Below are 22068 nucleotides of genomic sequence, written 5' to 3'. Positions count from 1 at the left end.
CCTTTCAATCGTCGGGCATGACCTCAAGGTCTATGCCCTCCTCTTTCAAGGCAATCTGCCGCACCTCGGGCGGTCGGTCTATTTGTTTCGTTTGATAGTTGTATTTAGGAGGTCGCCTTATGGCCGACAATCGCAAGCGTGCGCCTCGTGGTGGCAAACAGGCTGCTTCTGGCTCGCGTCCGATTCGCCGCAACGACCGCGCTGCCACTCCCAAGGGCCAGCGCGAGCGCACCCAGGCCGCACGTCCGCAGCGCGATCGCAAGCGCGACAACATTCAGGTCCCCAAGGGCGAGTTTATCGAAGGCCGTCGTGCTGCCGCCGAGGCACTGCGTACCGGCTTTCCCGTCAAGTGCGCGCTCATCGCCGAGGGCGGGGAGCGCGATGCTGCCTTGTCGCGCTTGGTCGACGATCTCAACGCCGCGGACGTCCGCATTAAGTATGTGCCGCGCGCGCAGCTCGATGCGCTGTCGAGCCATGGCGCTCATCAGGGCATTGCGCTCGAGGTGGGTAATTTCCCCTATGCGGACGTCGCCGATATCCTTGACCGCGCGGGTGACGGCCCGGCGCTCGTCGTCGTACTCGACCATGTGACCGACGACGGTAACTTTGGTGCCATTGTGCGCTCTGCCGAGGTCGTGGGCGCGGCGGGCGTCATCATTGCCAACAAGCGCGCCGCCGGTGTGACCGTGGGCAGCTACAAAACCTCTGCTGGTGCCGTTATGCATCTGCCCATCGCACAGGTTCCCAACATCGCTCGAGCGCTCGACGACCTCAAGGCTGCTGGCTTTTGGGTGGGCGGTGCTTCCGAGCACGCCGAGGGCAGCTGCTGGGATGCTCCCTTTGAGGGCCGCGTTGCGCTCGTCATGGGCTCCGAGGGCGACGGCATCTCGCGCCTGGTGCTCGAGAAATGCGACTTTTTGACCAAGCTTCCCCAGCGCGGCATGACCGAGAGTCTCAATGTGGCCCAGGCGACCACCGCGCTGTGCTTTGAGTGGCTGCGCCGCAATGCCGGCGAGCTCATGGGGGAGGAGTAGCGCATGTCCAAGAAGAACCGCGCCAAGTCCAAGGCCAAGCGCTTTGGCGAGGGCTCGGCCAAGCCGATTGTTTCGGCCGCGACCTACGGCGTGGGCGGCAATGCGTTTGCGCAGGCTATCGCCGACCCAGTCTCGACGGTGCACTCCAACAAGCCCGAGCTGCTGGTGGTCGACGGTTACAACGTGATCCACTGCACGCCGCGCTACGAAAAGCTCGTCTACGACCATTCCGACGATCCATATTCCAGCGACGTCCACGATATGGCGCGCACCGCGCTCATCAACGATGTTGCGGCGTTTGCCCAGGGCCGTTACGAGGCCGTGATCGTGTTCGACGGCGCGGGCAACATCTCCAACGAGCGCCCCAACCTACCGGCCCGCGGCGTGCGCATCGAGTTCTCGCCGACGGGCGTCTCTGCCGATACCGTGGTGCAAAAGCTCTGCATCGAGGCACGCGAGGAAGGCCGCGCGTGCTCCGTGGTATCGAGCGACGGTACGATTCAGGCCGTCGTCATGGGCAAGGGCGTTACGCGCATCTCGAGCCGCATGCTGGTGGACGAGATCAAGCAGATCGATAACGACGTTCACGAGGCAGAGGAAGCCCCGCAGATCAAGATGACTCTGGGCAGTCGCCTGAGCCCCGATGCCCTGGCCAAGCTTAAGGCCCTCCGTGGACGGTAGGGGAGTATCTGTAGAGACCAGCTACTCGGCTGGTCAATTCACTGGCTTGTAGTTATTGGATTGTGGACTTGCCGTCGCCAAAACGAATAGCTTTTTGTCTTGGCGAACGGATAAAACTATTCGTTCTGACGAAGGGTTTTGAGATGTGGTCGGGTGAAGGGCCTGTTGCGCCTCGTCCGCAATTCCTTTATTCTTAACTGGCTTCGCGCGAAAGCGCCAAGTGTGCCAGTGTGGCGCAACGGTAGCGCAACTGATTTGTAATCAGTGGGTTGCAGGTTCGATTCCTGTCACTGGCTCCATGAGAGTTTCGGGCCCTGTCTCCAATTGGGACAGGGCCCGTTTCTATTTATGTTGACATGTCAGCGGGTTTGACTCCCACCAAGCTTCAGGTTTGTCTCGATCTATAACACGGGCGGGCTGAAAACCCTCCTTATAGTTACAGATCGAGACATTGCCAAGGGACGGCCGATAACATCTCGATCTGTAACACGAAGAGGCTGAAAACCGTTCTTACTGTTACAGAATGAGACGTAAGCCGGGGTCGCTGCGTGGTATCTCAATCTGTAACAGATAGGGGAGAAAATGTTCTCTAAATGTTACAGATCGAGACAAAGGCGGGAGCGAACCCAGCCGTTCACCTTGGGCGTGGATTATCGGACGAACGAGCGCGGAAAATCTGCCACTTTGGCCTTGGAGACACGCCAAAAGTGGGAGATTATCCACGCTCGATTTCAAACGGGAGATAATCCACGCTCGAATCTGCCGCGGAATCCCGATCTCGACCTATATATAGGTGCAAATAGGCTGTTATCGAAGTTCGATCCTGAAGGTGTACTCCACTACGCCAAAGTGTTACCTTGGGAAATGTCACCTCTGTATCCAAAACCACTGTCCTTCACATCCAAACTCAACAAAACCGCAGGTCACGGCTATATAGATACGCCCGGAACCGTGTATCTAGAGGTTTTCGTTGACAGCCCCCAAGGTTGCATCGTATTATCTTTTTCGTTCGCGGGGGCGGCGGTCCAAAAGACCAAAGAACCTGCGGATACTTGAACGATTGGGAGTTTGCCCGAGTGGTTAATGGGGACGGGCTGTAAACCCGTTGGCTCTGCCTACATAGGTTCGAATCCTATAGCTCCCACCCGTCAAGTGCCTGTATAGCTCAGTCGGTAGAGCACTTCGTTGGTAACGAAGAGGTCACCAGTTCAAGTCTGGTTGCAGGCTCCATCCGGCGGTGTAGCTCAGTTGGTTAGAGCACACGGTTCATACCCGTGGCGTCACTGGTTCGAATCCAGTCACCGCTACCATAGGTAACACGGTGGCTTCTCAATAGTATGTTGAGAGGCCACTATGGTATAAAGGCAAAGTCCCGTCCGGGGACGACCTGTTTAGAGGAGGGCTTTATGGCCAAAGAGAAGTTTGAGCGCACTAAGCCGCATGTTAACATCGGCACCATTGGTCACGTCGACCACGGCAAGACCACGCTGACCGCCGCCATCACCAAGGTTCTCTCCGAGACCGAGGGCTGCAAGGCTGACTTCACTGCGTTCGAGAACATCGACAAGGCTCCCGAGGAGCGCGAGCGCGGCATTACGATCTCCGTCTCCCACGTCGAGTACGAGACTGCTGCCCGTCACTACGCTCACGTTGACTGCCCGGGCCACGCTGACTATGTCAAGAACATGATTTCCGGTGCTGCTCAGATGGACGGCGCTATCCTGGTCATCGCCGCTACCGACGGCCCCATGGCTCAGACCCGCGAGCACATCCTGCTCGCCCGTCAGGTCGGCGTTCCTTACATCGTCGTCTTCCTGAACAAGTGCGACATGGTTGACGATGACGAGCTCATCGACCTCGTCGAGATGGAGACCCGTGAGCTCCTCTCCGAGTACGATTTCCCCGGCGACGACATCCCCGTCATCCGTGGTTCCGCTCTGGGCGCTCTCGAGGGCGACGCCAAGTGGATGGACGCTATCCGCGAGCTCATGAACGCCGTCGACGAGTACATCCCGACGCCTGCTCGTAACAACGACCTCCCGTTCCTGATGGCCGTTGAGGACGTTATGACCATCTCCGGCCGTGGTACTGTTGCTACCGGCCGTGTCGAGCGCGGTGAGCTCAAGCTCAACGAGCCCGTCGAGATCGTCGGCATCAAGGATACCCAGAACACCGTCGTTACCGGTATCGAGATGTTCCGTAAGTCCATGGACTTCTGCGAGGCTGGCGACAACGTCGGTCTGCTGCTCCGCGGCATCAAGCGCGAGGACATCGAGCGCGGCCAGGTTCTCTGCAAGCCCGGTTCGGTTACCCCGCACACCAAGTTCACCGGCGAGATCTACGTTCTGACCAAGGAGGAGGGCGGCCGTCACACCCCGTTCTTCGATGGTTATCGTCCTCAGTTCTACTTCCGTACCACCGACGTTACCGGTACGGTCAAGCTCCCCGAGGGCACCGAGATGGCTATGCCTGGTGACCACATCACCATCGAGGGCGACCTCATCCACCCGATCGCCATGGAGGAGGGCCTGCGCTTCGCTATCCGCGAGGGTGGCCACACCGTCGGTTCGGGCATCGTCTCCACGATCATTGAGTAAATTAGCTCTTTGATATAGCTGACTTAGAGAACCCGGCACTTATATGGGTGCCGGGTTCTTTTCTGCAATGGATATTGAGCCGTTGCTGGTGTCGAGAGGATCGACAATGGTTCTGGCGCACCGTCGATTAGCTCTCGTTGGCTTCATTGATGTGTTCCAAATATGAATGGATCCACCGAGAACCAATTGATTCGAGGTTTTCATTGACAGCACTTACATAGAGCTGATAAAGTACCAATTCGTGCCCGTACGGGGCGGAAATGAAAGGTTCAGGATACATGCGTACTCTAGTTACTCTTGCGTGCACTGAGTGCAAGCGCCGCAACTATACGACCACCAAGAACAAGTCGACCATGCCTGATCGTATGGAGATCAAGAAGTATTGCCCCTGGTGCCGTCACCACACGCTGCACAAAGAGACTCGCTAGTCTCTAGTCACATACGCCAGTAGTTCAATTGGTAGAGCATCGGTCTCCAAAACCGAGTGTTGAGGGTTCGAGTCCTTCCTGGCGTGCCAGTCATTATTCCGTAAGCTCCCAATTGGGGGCTTACGGTTTACTCATGTATAAGCGCATTGCGCGGAGGTAACCCAAATGGCCAACAAGAAGAACAAGAAGAAGGCTCAGCAGCCGGCACCTGCCAACAACGCTGCCGCCAACTCCAAGGTTGAGGCCAAAAAGGCCGTTGCCAAGAAGAACGAGAAGGCTGCGAAGTCCAAGAAGAACGAGAAGCCTGGTTTCTTCGCCCGCACCAAGAAGTATTTCGCCTCGGTCAAGTCCGAGATGAAGCGTGTCACGTGGCCCGATAAGAAGGAGCTCGTGAACTACTCGGTCGTCGTTTGCGCTTCTCTGATCGTCGTCGGCGTCGTCATCGCTCTGCTCGATGCTGGCTTTGGCGAGGCTCTTGCTCTGTTCTCTGGATTGAGGGGCTAAACCATGTCTAAGCGTTGGTACGTCGTTCACACTTACTCTGGATACGAGAACCGCGTTAAGTCCGATCTCGAGCATCGCATCGAGACTATGGGCATGCAGGACCGTATCTTTGATATCGAGATTCCTATGGAGCGCGTCACCGAGATTAAAGAGGGTGGCAAGCGCGAGACCAAGGATTCCAAGATCTTCCCGGGTTATGTCCTGGTCCGCATGGAGATGGATGACGATGCTTGGACGTGCGTTCGTAACACGCCTGGCGTCACCGGTTTCTTGGGCGGCAACGGCAAGCCCGCTCCGCTTTCCCGCGACGAGTACAACAAGATGACTCGTCGTCCTGGTAAGGGCGATTCGCCCAAGCGCACCTCGGTTGATATTCAGGTCGGCACGTCCGTCCGCGTCACCGATGGTCCGCTTACCGACTTTGATGGCAAGGTCTCCGAGGTTAACACCGAGGCTGGCAAGCTCAAGGTCACGCTGATGATCTTTGGCCGCGAGACGCCGGTTGAGCTCGACTTTAACCAGGTCGCTGTCATCGCTTAAGTTTTCGTCCGTTCGCGCGAGCGTGCTTCTTCTGTGACTGCTCATCTCAGAAGTGCTTCTAACACGTGCGTGCTTACGATATAGCAAGTACTTCACACTCGTGATTCGAAAGGAATGACCATGGCTGAGAAGAAGGTTGCCAACGTCATTAAGCTCCAGATTCCTGCTGGTGCAGCTAACCCCGCTCCTCCCGTCGGCCCCGCCCTGGGCGCTGCTGGCGTGAACATCATGCAGTTCTGCCAGGCCTTTAACGCCGAGACGCAGGACAAGAAGGGTGACATCATCCCCGTTGAGATCTCTGTCTACGAGGATAAGTCCTTCTCCTTCATCACCAAGACCCCGCCGGCGGCTCACCTCATCAAGAAGGAGCTGAACCTCAAGTCTGGTTCTGCTAAGCCCCAGGCCGACAAGGTTGGTCAGCTCTCCCAGGAGCAGCTTACCAAGATCGCCGAGATCAAGATGCCGGACCTCAATGCCAACGACATTGACGCCGCCAAGAAGATCATCGCCGGTACCGCCCGTTCCATGGGCGTCACCATCGCTGAGTAGCGATTTCTTTAGGTAATGACGGGTGCTCCGACCGGGGCGCCCGTTATATGTGTGCAATAGGGCACACGATACGATGTGGGAGGGCTCACGCCCGTTTAACCACAGGAGGTAATGCACATGGCTAAGCATGGTAAGAGCTATAACGCCGCTGCCGAGAAGATCGACCGCGCCACGCTCTACACCCCCCTTCAGGCTGCCAAGCTCATCAAGGAGCTCGACACCGCCAAGTTCGACGAGACCGTCGAGGCTCACTTCCGTCTGGGCATCGATACTCGTAAGGCTGACCAGAACATCCGTGGTTCCATCTCCCTGCCCCACGGCACCGGCAAGACCGTTCGTGTTGCCGTCTTCGCCGAGGGCGAGAAGGCCCGCGAGGCCGAGGCTGCCGGCGCCGACATCATCGGTTCCGACGAGCTCGTCGCCCAGATTCAGAAGGGCGAGATCAACTTCGACGCCGCTATCGCTACGCCGAACATGATGGCCAAGGTTGGCCGCATCGGTAAGATCCTTGGTCCCCGTGGCCTCATGCCGAACCCCAAGCTCGGCACCGTGACCATGGACGTCGCCAAGATGGTCTCCGAGCTCAAGGCCGGCCGCGTTGAGTATCGTGCCGATCGCTACGGCATCTGCCACGTGCCCCTGGGCAAGAAGTCCTTCTCTGAGCAGCAGCTCGTCGAGAACTACGCTGCCCTGTACACCGAGATCCTGCGCGTCAAGCCCTCTTCTGCTAAGGGCAAGTACGTCAAGTCCATCTCCGTGTCTTCCACCATGGGCCCTGGCGTCAAGGTCGATCCCGCTATCCAGCGCGACTTCCTGGCTGAGTAACTAACAGTTACTGCCTGAGCAAAGCAAGCATTGCTAAAGAGACCCGGTTCTGCCTCGTGCAGGACCGGGTCTCTTGCTTTTGAGTCAACGAAACCACCACGAAGGGGACAGGCACCCTTGTGGTGGTTTTACTTGTGTTGTACTTTAGCGCGATGTAGTACTACCCGAGGCCGAAGGGAGCCCAACATGTTTAAGAACACGCAACAGCTCCTAGGCCTAGCGCTACTAGATTGGATAGCGCGCTAGGGTTGTAATCTCGCTATAACGATTTGTTGTACCCGGGTGCGCTATCGTCTGCCGCTTTCAGGCGTGATGAGCGACACGGGTATTTTTCTATCTCTAGGCCTTCTCTCTCTCCTGAAAGCCATCTGTCATAAAACGGTCAATCAGGAGGAACATATAAGCCGCAAAATCACAATCTTTGACGCCACCCTGTGCGACGGTGAGCAGTCGCCGGGCGCCAGCATGAATACCGAGGAAAAGCTCTTCATCGCCCGCCAGCTGGTGCGCATGAACGTGGACGTTATCGAGGCGGGCTTTCCCATCTCGAGTCCTGGTGACTTTCGCTCCGTACAGGAGATTGGCAAGATTGCGGGCGACCGATGCACGGTATGCGGCCTGACGCGCGCTGTCGACAGGGATATCGAAGTGGCTGCAGAGGCGCTCAAAACGGCCCAGAGGCCCCGTATCCATACAGGGCTGGGTTTGAGCACCAGTCACCTGCGCGACAAGCTCCATATGACTGAGGAAAGGGCAATTGAGTGAGCGATCCATGCCGTCAAACATGCTCGCAAGTTCGTTGACGATGTTGAGTTTTATGCCGAGGATGCCGGCCGCTCCGATCAGGAGTTTCTGGTGCGCATTATCGAGGCGGCCGTAAAGGCCGGTGCCACGGTCGTGAACATCCCCGATACGATGGGCTACAACATGCCGTGGGACTTTGGCGCCCGCATCCGTGACCTGCGCGGGCGCTGCGGGTGCGGCCGGTCAGCGTGCGGTCGACGTGATGGAGTATCGCGAGTACGAGATTGAGCGCATTGCGCGCCAGGCATTTGAGGCGGCGCGCAAACGTCGCGGCAAGGTGACGAGCGTTGATAAGCGCAACGTGCTGGAGACGAGCCGCATGTGGCGCGAGATCGTGCATCGCGTGCAAGACGAGGAGTACTCCGACGTGGAGCTTGAGGACCTGCTCGTCGACAACGCCGCCATGCAGCTCATCAGTCGACCGGCAGACTTTGACGTCGTGGTGACGGAGAACATGTTCGGCGACATCCTGTCCGATGAGGCGGCTCAGATTACCGGATCGCTCGGTATGCTTGCCTCTGCCTCGCTGGATGATGGCGTATCGCTGTTTGGGCCGAGCGCTGGCAGCGCTCCTGACATCGCGGGGCTCGGCGTGGCCAATCCGCTGGCTCAAATCTTGTCGGTGGCGATGCTGCTGACCTACGCGCTCGACATGGGCGAGCAAGCCGCGTGGATCGAGAGCGCCGTGGCGCGCGTGCTCGACGAGGGCTGGCGCACCCGTGACATCGCCGATGTCAACACCCCGGCAGATAAGATCCTCGGCACCACGACGATGGGCGACAAGGTCGTCGCCGCGCTGTAGGCGATGCCGATTCAAGCTGTCAAATATCTCAATCTGTAACATCTAAGGGGCAAAATCGTTCCTACCTGTTACAGATTGAGATTTTCGGCTGAGCATCCGTGGTCTGTCTCGATCTGTAACAGCTAACCGATTATTTGGGCCCTACCTGTTACAGATTGAGACAAACCGTTGGGACAGGTCGGACGAGTCAGCAAAACCACCACAAAGGTGCCGGTCCCCTTCGTGGTGGTTTTTAGCGCAACGAGGTGTTCCCAGCCGACCATACGGGCGGCCTTGCGCTCACGCTGCTCGATGACAGCGCATCTTTAGACGCGAAGTGCGGAACCGGGTGCATATACGAGCCGCGTAGCGTTACGAATTCATGGGAATGACCGTATCGCCAATTTGTACGCTTGCAATCTTGTCTGTGTCACAAACTTGCGAGAACGGCCAGGTCTTGTGGACATCAGTGGTGCCGTTATCCAGTTTATTTGCGAAATAGCCGCTGTGGCTGGTTGCGTCCTCAACATGACCGTCTTTGAACGTCACGATGAGGGGTATGTTGCCAACGGCATCCATAGACTCCTCCATGTTTTGAGACATCTTGCCGCTGTTGTTGTCGTGTTCGATGGAACGATCTATGTTGTAGCGGACTGAAACGCCAACGCAGGATACGGTGGCCTCTTGAATCGTCGCCTTGGTGCCGTTAAAGTTGACCGATTTGGGCGCGGGAATCGTAACGGATGTATCTTCGTAATTCAGCTGGAACTTAAGATCCCATGGGCCCGTAAGTATTTTCTTATACTCGGGAAGCTCTTTGCCAGCACGTGGCACAACGAGAGAGTTGATATGCGTGCGGACGGTCCTGCCCATAAGGCCGGGTGATTCAACGCTGAACTGTGCAAAGTATTGAATGCTGGAGTCATTGGGGTTCTTGTCAATGAGCCATGATTGGCCTTGGCCGCCATGCTCGCCATCAACGTATACGTTTCCATCGACACTTCCGGCGATAGTTCCGTTCTCGCCCGGCTCGGAAAGCTTTTTCAGGGCAGCGGGATCGTCGAACGTAAGCGTATAGGCGATGGTAACCATATCCTTGTCGCCCATGATGGCGTCGGCAGTCACGGTGACTCCGTTGTTGGAGCAGCTAGCACCGACGGGCCGGCCAATACGGTCGATGATCTCGGTTTGAGAAGCAGGTCCGTCAAAGATGTCGGAAAGCATGTCAGAAGGAAGCGGCAGGACGCCTGTTGCCATAGCCGTGCCAGCGCCTCCAATGACGATAGCGAGGACTGCCGTTACAGCGGCAATGCGAGCGACTGTTCTTACGGGATGGCGGGCGATGCGCGGCTTGCGTCGCGTGCCATTAAAGTTGCTTTGAGCGGTCGCCGCATCGCTTGAGGCGACGGACTGAGCAATCGAGTTTGCCATGTGCTGCTTCGCATTATCGGTAAACGAAATGTGCTCCAGGGCGTGGCGATAGTCATTCGAATTCGTAGTCATTGTGGTCTCCTTTCAAGGAAAGCCGAAGTGACGCACGTCCGCGGCTAAGGTGCTGGGCGGTTGCAGCTGGCGTCGCGTGAACGGCGTCTGCGATTTCCCTGATGCTCATGCCTGCGTAGTAGTGCAAAAAGATGGCGATGCGCTGTGCTTGAGGCAGGGCCGTGACAGCGGAAAGAATGGCGCAGTCGCGTTGCGCGAATTCTTGCTCGGTATGTGTTACGGGTGCGCAGAAATCGGGGAGCGAATCGAGGTCGACAACCGGGTGATTCGCGTGCGTACGGCCGATATCGCGACATGCGTTCAGTGCGACTCGGATCACCCAAGCACGTTCGTGTTCGAGCGAGTCGAACGGTTGAGTGCGTTGGAGAATCTTGATCAGCGTGTCCTGGCAGATGTCTTGAGCGTCGTCAGCGGATCCAAGGGCCGAATAGCACAATCGAAGGATGAGGTCGGAATACGTGTCGACCAAGCGCTTTGCTTCCCGCTCGATCTGATCGGCATCGCATCGGAGCGTGCTATTGCGGTTACGGCGTGCAGGCATAGTGTCACCTCCAATTGGTCGTGGTGGATATAGGGAAGGCGTCTCGCGAGGTCCCTCTACATACAACACGGTCGAGACTGCATAAGTTGACAAAAAAAGACGGCACGTGAGCGCCGTCCTTACAAAACAATGAGTGTTCTCGTTAATTACACAAGCACCGTGATGGACAGGTCGGACGAGTCAGCAAAACCACCATAAAGGTGCCTATCCCCTTCGTGGTGGTTGTTGGCAGTTACCAGGGTGTTCTGGCGGCTGAGGACTCGATGGCCTCGTGACGCTTGAGCTCGCGGCGCATAGTTTGCGAGTTGAGCCAAGCGGCCTTCCAACCGCGCGTGGGGTAGCGCGCCTCGTCAATTTCGATCTTGGTATAGCCGCAGGCGTTGACAATCTTCGTTCCGCATGGGTGTTGGCGCTCGCGTTGAAAGTTGGGGCCGTAGCTTTGGTGCACATGCCCGTGAATCATATAGTCGGGACCCCAAGACTCAAGAGCCGCATTAAAGCACTCGAATCCTCGATGCGGCAGGTCGTCCAGGTCGCCCATGCCTGCGACGGGTGCATGGGTAAGTAGAATATCGCATCCGTCTACCAGTGCGATTTTTCGCGATAGCTTGCGCATGCGTTTTGCCATCTCGCGCTCGGTATACATGTTCGCGCCGTCGCGGTAGCGCATGGAACCGCCCAGACCCGCAATGCGAATACCTCGGTACACATATACGCTGTCCTCAACACAAATGCACCCGCCCGGTGCATGGCGCGCGTAGCGGTCGTCGTGGTTGCCACGAACGTACACAAGCGGTTTGTTGATGACAGTGACCAAAAACTCAAGATAGTCCGGATCCAGGTCGCCTGCGGATAGAATCAGGTCAACGTCCTCAAAGCGCTCCTTGCGAAAACATTCCCACAGGCAGCGCTCCTCTACATCGGCAATGGCTAGGATATTCATAGGGCACGGACCTCCGGCTCGTTATCGAGCTGCGGAATCGAGCCTATAACGTTGTCAGCCAGCCAGTTCATCTCGACAATCTGCGTACTCGGCAGGGGAGGGAAGCCCTCAATCTGAACCACGCCGTCCTGGCTGTGGAGCTCGCCGCCAAATGGATTGATGGAGCCCTCGACGATGCCATTGCGGAGCAGCTGAACAAGCTTGCGCGTCTGATAGGGCAGGCCCGGAGCGTAGCGAATGTCGATGACGCCCGAGCTCATACCATACCAGTAGTTGACGGCGCGAACCTGGCTGTCGTCACTGGTCTCATCCCAGGTGCCATGCAGCAGGCTTCGCACGATAAGCTCGTAGTATCGGCCCCAGTTCCATACCGGCATGGCGATGCCGACGACCTTGCCATCGACCAGGCGGTGAAGTCCGTAGGCCGTGGGGTCCTCCAGCGACTTGGACATGTCAGCGCCGGTCATGACGCTCACACCTTCGCGGCACATGGCCTCGGCAAGACCGCCGGCGGGCACATCGCCCCAGGTCAGGATAATTTGCGCGCGGGGGTCGAGCAGCGAGGCGCCAATTGCAAAGGCGTTGATCTCGCTAAGCGCGCCCGACGCAAAGACGGACGCGTGGTAGCCAATGCGATGGTTGTCCGCCATGCTGGCCGCAAGGGCGCCCAGCAGAAACTTTGCCTCGTACATCTTTCCAAAATACGAGCGCACGCTTTGGTGGGGAAGGCCGATAGAGCAGTTGAGGAACCGAACCTGGGGATACTCAACGGCAGCCCTGAGCGTGTATTCCATCAGGCGATGCGAGGTCGAGAAGATGACGTTGTCTCCATGTTTGACAGCCGTTTCCACGGCGGCGTAGAACACGTCCGGATCGTGGCAGTCCTCAAACGCCTCGGTGCGCACAATACCGCCAAAGTGCTCATCAAGATACCGGCGGCCCTGGTCGTGTAGGCTGTCCCAGCTCGACGTGGCACAGGGAAACTCGTGGATAAAGGCGATTCGCATGGGATTGGCAGTGGAGTAGACAGTCTTGCCCATAAAGAAGTTGAGCACGCCGGAGGTGGACTTGGCGGGTGCCTCTTCCTCATCGACGCTCGGCGCTTCGACAAGATCGACCTTGTCCTCGTCATTTTTGCCGGCAATGACCAGCTCGCGCCAAATCTTGCACAGGCGGTTTACGACGATATCAGTCGGCGTATCCAGCAGGCGGTCTTGGTTGTACACGTTGAGGTAGACGAGCATAGCGTCGGCGGGCGTAATGTCCAGATGGTCGCCGCCGGCGCGCAGGTAGGCTCGTTTAAAGAGTAGGAAGGTATGGCGCAGGTAGTCGACCTTTTTCTGTGGCCACTTTTCGACAAGGTCCTGGCCGAGCATCTTGGCGAGCGTCTCATAGCTTCCCTCGCGCGAGAACTCAATCTCGTATAGGGGGCAGACGCGCCAAAACGCGCAGAACTCGCCGTACAGGCGACTTTCGACGGAATCCCATGTGCCGGGGTAGAGGCGGGTGACCTTGGCCGAAACCGTCGGGGCGTCCAGGAATTTGAGGACGCTGACGCGCTTGTTGCCCTCCTGGACGTAGAACCGATGCATGAACTCGGTGACGATGATGGGGTCGCGATAGCCCTCGGTCACCTGGATGTCATAGAGGTTGGACCACTTGCGGGCGAACTCGGTGCTAAATGGCAACAGGGGCATAAAGTTGCACGAAAAGGCTGACTGACGGCCCTTGGTAACCGTGCCGACGACCATTTCGAGCGGAATGTCCCTTAGGCCGACGCTCTCTCGCTGACCTAAGGGGAGCTGGGCAACGAGGCTATCGAGGTCCGTAAGGTACGGGTGCTCGCTTTGGCTGATGGCGCGACGGCGTCCCTGCTCGCCGCGCTTGCGTGCTTGACGATAGGCCTCTTCCATGGTATCTACTCCCTTAGTCGTTTAAACAACGATATGAACCATGGTACCACGATGCGAAAACACCACAAAGGTGCCTGTCCCCTTTGTGGTGGTTTTAGGCGATGATGGGGGCGATGGCGCGGATGCAGGCGTCGGCTGCCGTGAAGGTGGTGCTATCGTCGCTGACGATAAAGATGATTTTGCCCTTGACGCCAAAGTCGCCGATCTCGCTAAAGAGCACGTACGGCTCCTTGTCAAAGCCCGAGATGGGAAGCACAGCGGCCTTGGTGGCGTTGGTGAGCTCATCTGCCAGCGCGTCCAGTGAAGCCCACTTGGACGTGTCCTTGACCGCGACGGGGACGGCCACGCGCCCAAAGGGCATCAAATGCACGAGTGTGTTCTTGGAGATGTTGGAGTTGGGGATGATGATGGTCTGCCCGCAGGCATCTTCGATGGTCGTATGGCGCCAGGTGATATCTTGGACCACGCCCGACACGCCGCCGACCTCGATATTGTCGCCGGGTTTGATAATGCCCATAAACGTCACCTGCATGCCGCCGATGAGGTTTGAAAGCGTGTCCTGAAAGCCGAGCGAGATGGCGATGCCGCCGACGCCAAGAGCGGCGACGAGGGCGTTTGCGTTAACGCCAAAGCAGTTGTCGAGGATAAAACTGCCGCCGATCGTCCATATGACGGCGCGCGCGATGTTGATGAAGATGCTGGATGAAGGGAGTGGGTTATCGTCGCGGTTAAGCAGGTGGCGCAGGGTCTTGGACGCGACCTTGGCGGCAACGGCGGTGCCGATAGCCAAGATACCTGCCCAGATGATGTTGTGGACCCATCGTTGTGCAAAGAAATGAAGAATTGGCTCAAACAATTCCATGTAGGGAAACCTCCTAATGATCGTCCAACCATGATACCCACCAAAAAGCCCGTCCGATCACATTGGACGGGCTTCTGCGCTCGATATAAGGGTTAACGAAAACCACCACAAAGGTGCCTGTCCCCTTTGTGGTGGTTTTCTAGGTCGTTAGCTCAGCAGCATGCGGTCGTTGGCGAGCTCGCCGCCCGAGACCTCCTCGAACTTCTGGAGCAGGTCGGCGACGGTGAGCGACTTCTTCTCATCGCCGGCCACGTCGTAGATCACGTGGCCTTCGTGCATCATGATCAGGCGATTGCCCAGACGGATGGCGTCGTTCATGTTGTGCGTGACCATGAGCGTGGTCAGGTGGTTCTCGTCGACAATCTCCTCGGTCAGATTGAGCACCTTAGAAGCCGTCTTGGGGTCGAGTGCGGCGGTGTGCTCGTCGAGCAGCAGCAGGCGCGGCTTGGTGAGCGTGGCCATCAGCAGGGTGAGTGCCTGGCGCTGGCCGCCCGAGAGCAGACCGACCTTGGCGTTGAGGCGTGTGTCCAGGCCAAGGTCCAGGCGTTTGAGCAGCTCAACGTACTCGTCCTTCTCGGCCTTGGTGACGCCCCACGAAAGACCGCGACGCTGGCCGCGGCGCTTGGCGAGGGCTAGATTCTCGGCAATCTGCATGTCGGCTGCGGTGCCGCGCATGGGGTCCTGGAACACGCGGCCCAGGTACTTGGCGCGCTGCGATTCGCTCAGACGCGAGATGTCGGTGCCGTCGAGCTCAATAACACCCGAATCGAGCGGATATACGCCGGCGATCATGTTGAGCAGCGTGGACTTGCCGGCGCCGTTGCCGCCAATCACGGTTACAAAGTCGCCATCATTCAGGGTGAGGTCGACGCCGGTGAGTGCGCGCTTCTCGGTGACGGTGCCCTTGTTAAAGGTCTTTTTGACGTGCGAGAGCTTAAGCATCTGCCTCATCCCCCTTCGTGTAGGAGCTGCGGAGCTTGTAGCGCTCCCAAACCACGGGCACGCACAGGGCCACGGCAACGATCACGGCGGAGAGCAGCTTCATGTCGTTGGCGTCCATGCCCAGTTGCAGCACGATGGCGCGAATGAGGAAGTACACCACGGAGCCAAAGACGGCAGAGGCAAGACGGACACTGAACTGCGTGAGACCGCCGGGCAGCAGGCGGCCGAGTACCTCGCCGATAACAATGGCGGCAAGACCGATAACGATGGCACCGGTGCCCATGCCAATGTCAGCGTACTTCTGGCTCTGGCAGATGAGCGCACCCGAAAGGCCGATAAGGGCGTTGGAGAGCACGAGGGCAATCATCTTGGTGGTGTTGGTGTTAACGCCCAGGGCGCGGATCATGTACTCGTTGTTGCCGGTGGCACGCAGCGCCGAGCCGATCTCGGTTCCAAAGAACCAGTACAGGATGGCAACGATGGCCACGGCCAGCACAATGCCCAGGATGATGGCAACGGTGGACTGCGGCAGGCCCGTCATGTGGCTGACGGATGAGAAGATGGTGCCCTTGGCAAGGATGGGCGTGTTGGATTTGCCCATGATGCGCAGGTTGATGGACCACAGACTGATCTGCGTAAGGATTCCGGCGAGGATTGCGGGAATCTCAAAGACGGTGGTCAAGATGCCCGTGACGGCGCCGGCAATGGCACCGGCGCACATGCCGGCCAGCACGGCGAGCAAGGGGTCGACGTTATTGTTGACGATGAGCACGGCGCAAACACAGCCGCCGAGGGCAAAGCTGCCGTCGCAGGTCATATCGGGGATGTCGAGCAGGCGGAACGTGATAAACACGCCGAGCACCATGATGCCCCAGAGGACGCCCTGCGAAACGGCGCCCTGCAATGCAATGAGCATGCTTCATACCTCCTAGGATAGGGTGGACACGTGATTTTCCATAATAGCGGTACCACTGCATAAAAGAGCGATGGACAGACGTTTTGTTTTACCTGAAACAAGCAGGGCGAACGCCGGTCTTTAGCGTTCGCCCCAATGACTCAGATATTGAATAACGCAGCTGTGGCGCGCGTGCGGGCCCTAGACGCGTCACCGCGCATGGTGCTATTCGTCCAGAGCGGAAAGGTCGATACCCAGAGCCTCGGCCATCTCGTCGTTTTTGACGACGACCAGGTCCTTGCTCGAGAGGTGCTTGATCGGCATATCCTCGGGCTTGGCCTCGCCCTTCAAGATCTTGACGGCCATCTCGCCTGCAGCGTAGCCCAGGTCCTCATAGTTGATGGAGAGGGTGAACAGACCGCCGGCCTTGCACATGCCCTCCTCGCCAGTCACGAAGGGGAGCTTGTTCTCCTTGCAGATCTGGCCGACCTGCGAGGCACCCGCGGCGATGGTGTTGTCGGTGGGGGAGTACAGCGCGTCGACCTTGCCCACGGCAGACTCGACGACGGACTGAATCTCGTTGGAGCTCGAGACGGTGAAGTCAGTGTACTCGAGACCCAGCTTGTCGAGTTCCTTCTTGGCGGCCTTGATCTGGACGTCGGAGTTGGACTCGGCGGTGCAGTAGAGCAGGCCGACCTTTTTAACGTTGGGCAGGACCTTCTGCATCATCTCGAGCTGCTCGGCGACCGGGGTGAGGTCGGAAGCGCCCGTGACGTTGGTGCCGGGCTTGTCGTTGTCCTGGACCAGGCCGGAAGCGGCGTAGTCGGTGATGGCGCAGCCAACGATGGGGATATCAGCGGTGGCGCCGGCGGCAGCCTGCGCGGCGGGCGTAGCGATGGCATAGATCAGGTTGACGCCGTCGCCTACGAACTTGTCGGCAATGGACTTACACGTGGACTGGTCGTTCTGGGCGTTCTTCTGGTCGATCTTGACCTTGAGACCGCTCTTCTTGATGGCCTTGACGAAGCCGTCGTTGGCGGCATCGAGCGCGGAGTGCTCGGTGAGCTGCAGAACACCGATGGTGTAGTCGGAACCGGCGGCAGCGGAGCCGGAACCAGAGTTGCCGCCGCATCCGGCGAGCGGGGCGAGCGCGAGCAGGCCAGCGGAGACAAGAAGGCTCCTGCGGCTGATGGTGATGTCCTTCATATCATACCCCCAGTAAAAAATGGCTGGAAACACTGCACTGGGACAAAGTGCAAGTGGAACTATAGTAGCGCTGATGTCCATTTTTACAACAGCCTGGCGGGTTTTTTAATACAGAATCGGATGGGCGGTACGGGTAGTCTAATGGGCGGCGGAGGGTCTTATGCGGCGGAGGAGGCATCGTCCTCGTCCAGGGCGGCGAAGAGCTTCTTGCCGTCGAGGAGACGTGTGGTGACGTTTCTCATTCGGCCGATCTCTACGGTACGCAACGTGTCATCGGCGCCTCGCGCGTCATAGACCGTTCCCAGCAAATACGAGATGCCGTCTCGTTGCTTGATGGCAAAGGGACGGAGTGTCATCCGTGCCACTTCGACCTCTCCGCGTGCCGTGACACTCGAAATATCAAAACTCACCGTGGTTCCGTGGTCGATGGCCTGCTCGATGAGCTCGCAGGCATCGATGCGCTTGACGGGCGTGCGTGTGGCCTTGGTGGATTTGCCGCCTGCGCTTGGAGCAGGCTCGGGTGCATCGAGGTAGCCGCGAACGTCGGCACTCGCCATGGTGACCAGGTGCTGCGCCATGCTTTTTCGAATGGCGATGGGCGTAGAGCGGTTGCGCATGACCATGCCGTGGAGTCGGATGATCTCTTCGTCGGTGAGCGGACGGGTCAAGAGCCGATACCCCACGCCGCGCTTGTACTCAATTTCGTATCCGGCATGGCGAAGTGCGGAGATGGCGGTGTAGATGCTGCGCCGCGCCGCCGAGATGGGCATGCGGGCGGGGTCGTCGGGATGGGCGAGGCGCCGGATCAACTCATCGGAAAGCATGGCCTTGTCCTCACCGGTGTTTTCGCTTAATAGTTGCAGGATGCGAACGGCGCGATAGGCTGCCATCGAGGCGGCGCCCCTCGTCGTGGTCTCGTAAGTTTCAACAGCGGTTTCGGTCATGGCGCCCACGTCCTTTCCGTTTTGGGTGGCGACGGTATGGAGCCTAGGACGCGGGGCTTTCCCGGGGTGCAGGACGCCCTGGGCGGTCGGTAGCCGTCGGCAAGCGGCGGGTCGAGTTTTCAACAGCCCTGCCCAACTGACCAAAAACTTGCCAAAAGCTTGACGGATGCTGTTGAAAAAAGCGCCCCTCGGCTTGCCGAGAGGCGCTGGCGTGATGCGCTGGAACGCGTTTGGTGGCGCTGTGGCGATTAGAAGTCGGCGTTGCCCACGGTGCGCGGGTGCGGCAGGACGTCGCGAATGTTGCCCACGCCGGTCAGATACATGACCAAGCGCTCGAAGCCCAGACCGTAGCCGGCGTGCTTGCAGGAACCGTAGCGGCGCAGGTCAAGGTAGTACTTGTACTGCTCGGGATTCATGCCCAGGTCCTTGATGCGGGCCTCGAGCAGATCCAGGCGCTCCTCGCGCTGGGAGCCGCCGATAATCTCGCCGATACCGGGAACCAGGCAGTCGGCGGCGGCGACGGTCTTGCCGTCCTCGTTCATGCGCATGTAGAAGGCCTTGATCTCGGCCGGGTAGTCGGTCACGAAGGTCGGGCGCTTAAAGTGCTCCTCGGTCAGGAAGCGCTCGTGCTCGGTCTGCAGGTCGATGCCCCAGCTCACGGGGTAGTCAAACTTGTGACCGGCGGCGACGGCCTGCTCCAGGATTTCGACGGCCTCGGTGTAGGTAACGCGGGCAAAGTCGGAGTTTGCCACATGGTCCAGGCGCTCGATCAGGCCCTTGTCCACAAACTTGTTGAGCATGTTGAGCTCGTCGGGGCAGGTGGCCATAACGTCCTTAAGGACGTACTTGAGCATGGCCTCGGCGTTATCCATGTAGTCGTTCAGGTCGGCAAAGGCCATCTCGGGCTCGATCATCCAAAACTCGGCGGCGTGGCGCGTGGTGTTGGAGTTTTCGGCGCGGAAGGTGGGGCCAAAGGTGTACACGTCGCCAAAGGCCATGGCAAAGTTCTCGGCATTGAGCTGGCCGGACACGGTAAGGCTCGCGTGCTTGCCAAAGAAGTCCTGGCTCCAGTCGACCTCGCCGGACTCGGTGAGGGGCGGGTTTTTGGGGTCAAGCGTGGTCACGCGGAACATCTCGCCGGCACCCTCGCAGTCGCTCGTGGTGATGATGGGGGTGTTGACGTAGACAAAGCCTTGCTCCTGGAAGAAGCGGTGGATGGCGGCAGCCGCGACAGAGCGGATGCGGAACACGGCGCGGAACAGGTTAGTGCGCGGGCGCAGGTGCTGCTGGGTGCGCAGGAACTCGACGGTTGCGCGCTTCTTCTGCAGCGGGTAATCCGGGGCGCTGACGCCCTCGACCTCGATGGAGGTGGCAGAAAGCTCGAAAGGTTGGGGCGCATCGGGGGTCAGCTTGACGGTGCCGGTGCAAATGAGTGCGGCCGAGACGTTTTGATGGGCGATCTCGTCGTAGTTGTCGAGTGCCTCGCGGTTCATGACGACCTGCAGGTCGCGGAAGCAGCTGCCGTCGTTGAGCGTAACAAAGCCAAAGTTCTTCATGTCGCGGATGGACTTGACCCAGCCGGCGACGGTGACGGTCTGGCCGCCAAGCGACTCGGCATCGGCGTAAAGCTGCGCGATTTTGGTGCGGTTCACGTATCCTCCCATAACGGTTGAATGATAGTTATCCATACAGTTCGATATTCTAGCAGCTCGGCTCATTTGGGCTATACAGATAAGGCATTGACGGGATGGTTTTTCAAACGAAAAGCGCCCGCGGCCAAATGGTCGCGGGCGCTTGACGAGATGCCTTTTGGCTGTGTGGCGCGGGGCCTGGCTACTTGGTCTTGGCTACCAGCAGCGGGTCGCCCAGCTTGACGAGCGGGTTGCCGCCGATAAGCGTTCCGGACTCGCCGACATGGTCGATGCTCTTAAGACGATCGAGCTCGGAGATGATGACGGTCACGATGTCCTCGTGGCCGGCGGCCTTGATGGCCTCGCGATCGAAGCTGATGAGCGGCTGGCCTGCCTTGACCGTGTCACCCATCTCGACAAAGCGGGCAAAACCCTTGCCGTTCATTTCCACGGTGCCCAGGCCGACATGGATGAACACGCGAAGACCGTCCTCGGTAATCATGCCGATGGAGTGGTTGGTGACGGTGGTGGCACCGATGCGGCCGTTGGCGGGCGCATAGATGGTGCCGGTAATGGGCTCGATGCCATAGCCCTGGCCAAGCATGCCCGAGGCGATCGTCTCGTCGGGAACTTCGTCCAGGTTGACGAGCACGCCGTTGACGGGGGCATAGATGACGCCTTCGCGGGTGGCGAAGCTCGCTGCGGGCGGAACGGACGCCTCGCCGGTCGAGGTGAAGGTGGACTTAAGCGAATCGAGCAGACCCATAGTTGCCTCCAACTTAAATAGGCGCATATCGCGCGTTTGGTTTGCCGGAAACGTTTCATATCTGTTTCGCGGCTTGGTCAACACCCCCTATTCTACGCTGCTCAGCGATACCTCTGAGCTGGGATTATGTGATATATCAGTTGAAGGGAAACTTATTGCTGGCGTGTTTCTGCGTCACGGGTTCAAGTGGGGTACGCTTGAAGGCGAAAAACAAGGGCGCATAATTTGCGCGAAGGGAGCACATATGATTGTCGAGAACCATGCGCTGTGGGGCGAGGAGCCGACCGAGGAATATCCGGCGACGTTTACGTATTTGGGTGCCGAGCCGCTGCCCGATAAACCGAATGGTCGCCGCCCTGCCGTGATTATCTGCGGCGGAGGTGCGTTTACGCATATCGCTCCGCATGAGCAGGATCCCGTGGCGTTTGCGTTTTTGGATCACGGTTACCAGGCCTTTGTGCTCAACTATGTCACGAGTTCTACGGGTGACGTGAGCTTTCCGCGCCCCCAGGCGGATCTTGCCAAGATGGTCGCCACGGTGCGCGCCAACGCCGACGAGTGGCATGTCGATCCTAAGCGCGTGTGCGTCGTGGGATTCTCGGCGGGCGGTATGATCTGCGCTTCGCTGGCAACGCAATGGAAGACTGGTCCCTTCGCGGGCTTGGCAGGGGCGCGCGCGGACGACATTCGTCCCGATGCCGTGGTGCTAGGTTATCCATTGCTCGACTTTGCCTATGTGCGCGACATGCAGACGCGCGATCCGCGCATTGACTTGCGTGTGCCCAAGACGGGCGGCAAGACGGGGCGCGATCTTCTCAACGACTACCTGTCGATGGTGACGGGTGGCGAGGCAACTGACGAGCATTTGGCTGATATCTGCCCCACCACGCATGTTTCGCGTCAGATGCCGCCGACCTTTGTGTGGGGCGTGTCCGACGACAAGACGGCGCCGATCGCGCAGGTCTATCCGTTTGCGCAGCGCATGGCCGAGGAGGGCGTCGCTTGCGAGATGCACGTCTTTGACCAGGGCGGTCACGGCCTTTCGCTCGGCAACGCCAACACCGCGGTCGACAACGAGGACAAGCAGGTGGCAGTCCGTCCTTGGATCCGCCTGGCCTTCCGTTTCCTGGAGCGCCATATGTAAAAGTAGACTACTTGCCCGTTTCAAAAAGTCTGCTT

The 22068-nt window shown here is 58.7% G+C and carries 21 protein-coding genes, 5 tRNA genes and 1 pseudogene; 16 read left to right on the top strand and 11 right to left on the bottom strand.

Going from position 1 to position 22068, the window contains the following annotated elements:
- The first annotated feature begins 119 nt into the window (after positions 1-119).
- From rlmB to DW943_RS03940, 15 genes and pseudogenes are all read left to right on the top strand, one after another.
- Entirely contained in the window at positions 120-1034 is a 915-nt protein-coding gene (gene rlmB / locus DW943_RS04010; RefSeq protein ID WP_117862246.1) for a 23S rRNA (guanosine(2251)-2'-O)-methyltransferase RlmB, read from the top strand.
- Positions 1035-1037: 3 nt separating this feature from the next.
- The gene (locus DW943_RS04005; RefSeq protein WP_055309418.1) at positions 1038-1715 is read left to right on the top strand and encodes an NYN domain-containing protein; all 678 of its coding nucleotides are present in this window, start codon (positions 1038-1040) and stop codon (positions 1713-1715) included.
- Between the two features lie 224 nt (positions 1716-1939).
- Positions 1940-2014 (top strand) — tRNA-Thr (locus tag DW943_RS04000).
- Between the two features lie 763 nt (positions 2015-2777).
- A tRNA-Tyr gene (locus tag DW943_RS03995) sits at positions 2778-2859 on the top strand.
- Positions 2860-2869: 10 nt separating this feature from the next.
- Positions 2870-2945: transfer RNA gene (locus tag DW943_RS03990), tRNA-Thr, on the top strand.
- A gap of 3 nt (positions 2946-2948) precedes the next feature.
- Positions 2949-3025 (top strand) — tRNA-Met (locus DW943_RS03985).
- 96 nt (positions 3026-3121) lie between these two features.
- Complete coding sequence (gene tuf, locus DW943_RS03980; protein WP_117563790.1) at positions 3122-4312, top strand: elongation factor Tu; 1191 nt, start codon at positions 3122-3124, stop codon at positions 4310-4312.
- Positions 4313-4590: 278 nt separating this feature from the next.
- Positions 4591-4740: a 50S ribosomal protein L33 gene (gene rpmG, locus DW943_RS03975; protein ID WP_022093895.1), complete on the top strand. Its 150-nt coding sequence runs from the start codon at positions 4591-4593 to the stop codon at positions 4738-4740.
- Positions 4741-4753: 13 nt separating this feature from the next.
- Positions 4754-4829, top strand: a tRNA-Trp gene (locus tag DW943_RS03970).
- Between the two features lie 76 nt (positions 4830-4905).
- Positions 4906-5244 carry a preprotein translocase subunit SecE gene (secE, locus tag DW943_RS03965; protein ID WP_117583102.1) on the top strand — a complete coding sequence of 113 codons (339 nt, stop codon included), beginning with the start codon at positions 4906-4908 and terminating at the stop codon, positions 5242-5244.
- 3 nt (positions 5245-5247) lie between these two features.
- Complete coding sequence (gene nusG, locus DW943_RS03960) at positions 5248-5784, top strand: transcription termination/antitermination protein NusG (protein WP_006234984.1); 537 nt, start codon at positions 5248-5250, stop codon at positions 5782-5784.
- 120 nt (positions 5785-5904) lie between these two features.
- A complete protein-coding gene (gene rplK / locus DW943_RS03955; protein WP_022093893.1) occupies positions 5905-6333 on the top strand; it encodes a 50S ribosomal protein L11 in 429 nt (142 codons plus the stop codon).
- Between the two features lie 117 nt (positions 6334-6450).
- Positions 6451-7158, top strand: a complete 708-nt coding sequence (gene rplA / locus DW943_RS03950) for a 50S ribosomal protein L1 (protein ID WP_089572518.1) — start codon at positions 6451-6453, stop codon at positions 7156-7158.
- A gap of 312 nt (positions 7159-7470) precedes the next feature.
- Positions 7471-8190 (top strand): annotated as a pseudogene (locus DW943_RS03945) (hypothetical protein).
- Complete coding sequence (locus DW943_RS03940; RefSeq protein WP_226790685.1) at positions 8099-8764, top strand: isocitrate/isopropylmalate family dehydrogenase; 666 nt, start codon at positions 8099-8101, stop codon at positions 8762-8764. The pseudogene DW943_RS03945 and the gene DW943_RS03940 overlap by 92 nt, the downstream one beginning before the upstream one ends.
- A gap of 351 nt (positions 8765-9115) precedes the next feature.
- Here DW943_RS03940 and DW943_RS03935 read toward each other — a convergent pair whose 3' ends face one another.
- The 11 genes from DW943_RS03935 to DW943_RS03885 all read right to left on the bottom strand — a co-directional run bounded on the left by DW943_RS03935 (position 9116) and on the right by DW943_RS03885 (position 20889).
- Positions 9116-10246, bottom strand: coding sequence for a DUF4179 domain-containing protein (locus tag DW943_RS03935; RefSeq protein WP_117635373.1), 1131 nt, complete (start codon positions 10244-10246; stop codon positions 9116-9118).
- Positions 10227-10787 carry an RNA polymerase sigma factor gene (locus DW943_RS03930; protein WP_117583099.1) on the bottom strand — a complete coding sequence of 187 codons (561 nt, stop codon included), beginning with the start codon at positions 10785-10787 and terminating at the stop codon, positions 10227-10229. The genes DW943_RS03935 and DW943_RS03930 overlap by 20 nt, the downstream gene beginning before the upstream one ends.
- A gap of 232 nt (positions 10788-11019) precedes the next feature.
- Positions 11020-11730: a metallophosphoesterase gene (locus tag DW943_RS03925; RefSeq protein ID WP_117862245.1), complete on the bottom strand. Its 711-nt coding sequence runs from the start codon at positions 11728-11730 to the stop codon at positions 11020-11022.
- The gene (locus tag DW943_RS03920; protein WP_117862244.1) at positions 11727-13643 is read right to left on the bottom strand and encodes a BMP family ABC transporter substrate-binding protein; all 1917 of its coding nucleotides are present in this window, start codon (positions 13641-13643) and stop codon (positions 11727-11729) included. The genes DW943_RS03925 and DW943_RS03920 overlap by 4 nt, the downstream gene beginning before the upstream one ends.
- Before the next feature lie 94 nt (positions 13644-13737).
- Entirely contained in the window at positions 13738-14505 is a 768-nt protein-coding gene (locus DW943_RS03915) for a mechanosensitive ion channel family protein (protein WP_117862243.1), read from the bottom strand.
- 147 nt (positions 14506-14652) lie between these two features.
- The gene (locus DW943_RS03910; protein WP_022093887.1) at positions 14653-15447 is read right to left on the bottom strand and encodes an ABC transporter ATP-binding protein; all 795 of its coding nucleotides are present in this window, start codon (positions 15445-15447) and stop codon (positions 14653-14655) included.
- On the bottom strand, positions 15440-16363 hold the full coding sequence (locus DW943_RS03905; protein WP_117862242.1) for an ABC transporter permease: 924 nt from the start codon (positions 16361-16363) through the stop codon (positions 15440-15442). Before DW943_RS03905 ends, DW943_RS03910 begins: the two co-directional genes overlap by 8 nt.
- A 204-nt stretch (positions 16364-16567) precedes the next feature.
- Positions 16568-17548 carry an ABC transporter substrate-binding protein gene (locus DW943_RS03900; protein ID WP_117862241.1) on the bottom strand — a complete coding sequence of 327 codons (981 nt, stop codon included), beginning with the start codon at positions 17546-17548 and terminating at the stop codon, positions 16568-16570.
- 158 nt (positions 17549-17706) lie between these two features.
- A complete protein-coding gene (locus tag DW943_RS03895; RefSeq protein ID WP_117862240.1) occupies positions 17707-18492 on the bottom strand; it encodes a hypothetical protein in 786 nt (261 codons plus the stop codon).
- Between the two features lie 248 nt (positions 18493-18740).
- Positions 18741-20144 carry an asparagine--tRNA ligase gene (gene asnS, locus DW943_RS03890; protein WP_117862239.1) on the bottom strand — a complete coding sequence of 468 codons (1404 nt, stop codon included), beginning with the start codon at positions 20142-20144 and terminating at the stop codon, positions 18741-18743.
- Positions 20145-20325: 181 nt separating this feature from the next.
- Complete coding sequence (locus DW943_RS03885; RefSeq protein ID WP_233503166.1) at positions 20326-20889, bottom strand: PTS glucose transporter subunit IIA; 564 nt, start codon at positions 20887-20889, stop codon at positions 20326-20328.
- 244 nt (positions 20890-21133) lie between these two features.
- Between DW943_RS03885 and DW943_RS03880 the strand changes: the two genes are divergently transcribed.
- Positions 21134-22033, top strand: a complete 900-nt coding sequence (locus tag DW943_RS03880; protein WP_117862238.1) for an alpha/beta hydrolase — start codon at positions 21134-21136, stop codon at positions 22031-22033.
- Positions 22034-22068 lie beyond the last annotated feature (35 nt).

This window comes from Collinsella sp. AM44-11, from assembly GCF_003467145.1.
GTDB lineage: Bacteria > Actinomycetota > Coriobacteriia > Coriobacteriales > Coriobacteriaceae > Collinsella.
The sequence above is the reverse complement of the archived record's forward strand: the minus strand, read 5'-3'. Positions and strand labels throughout refer to the sequence as shown.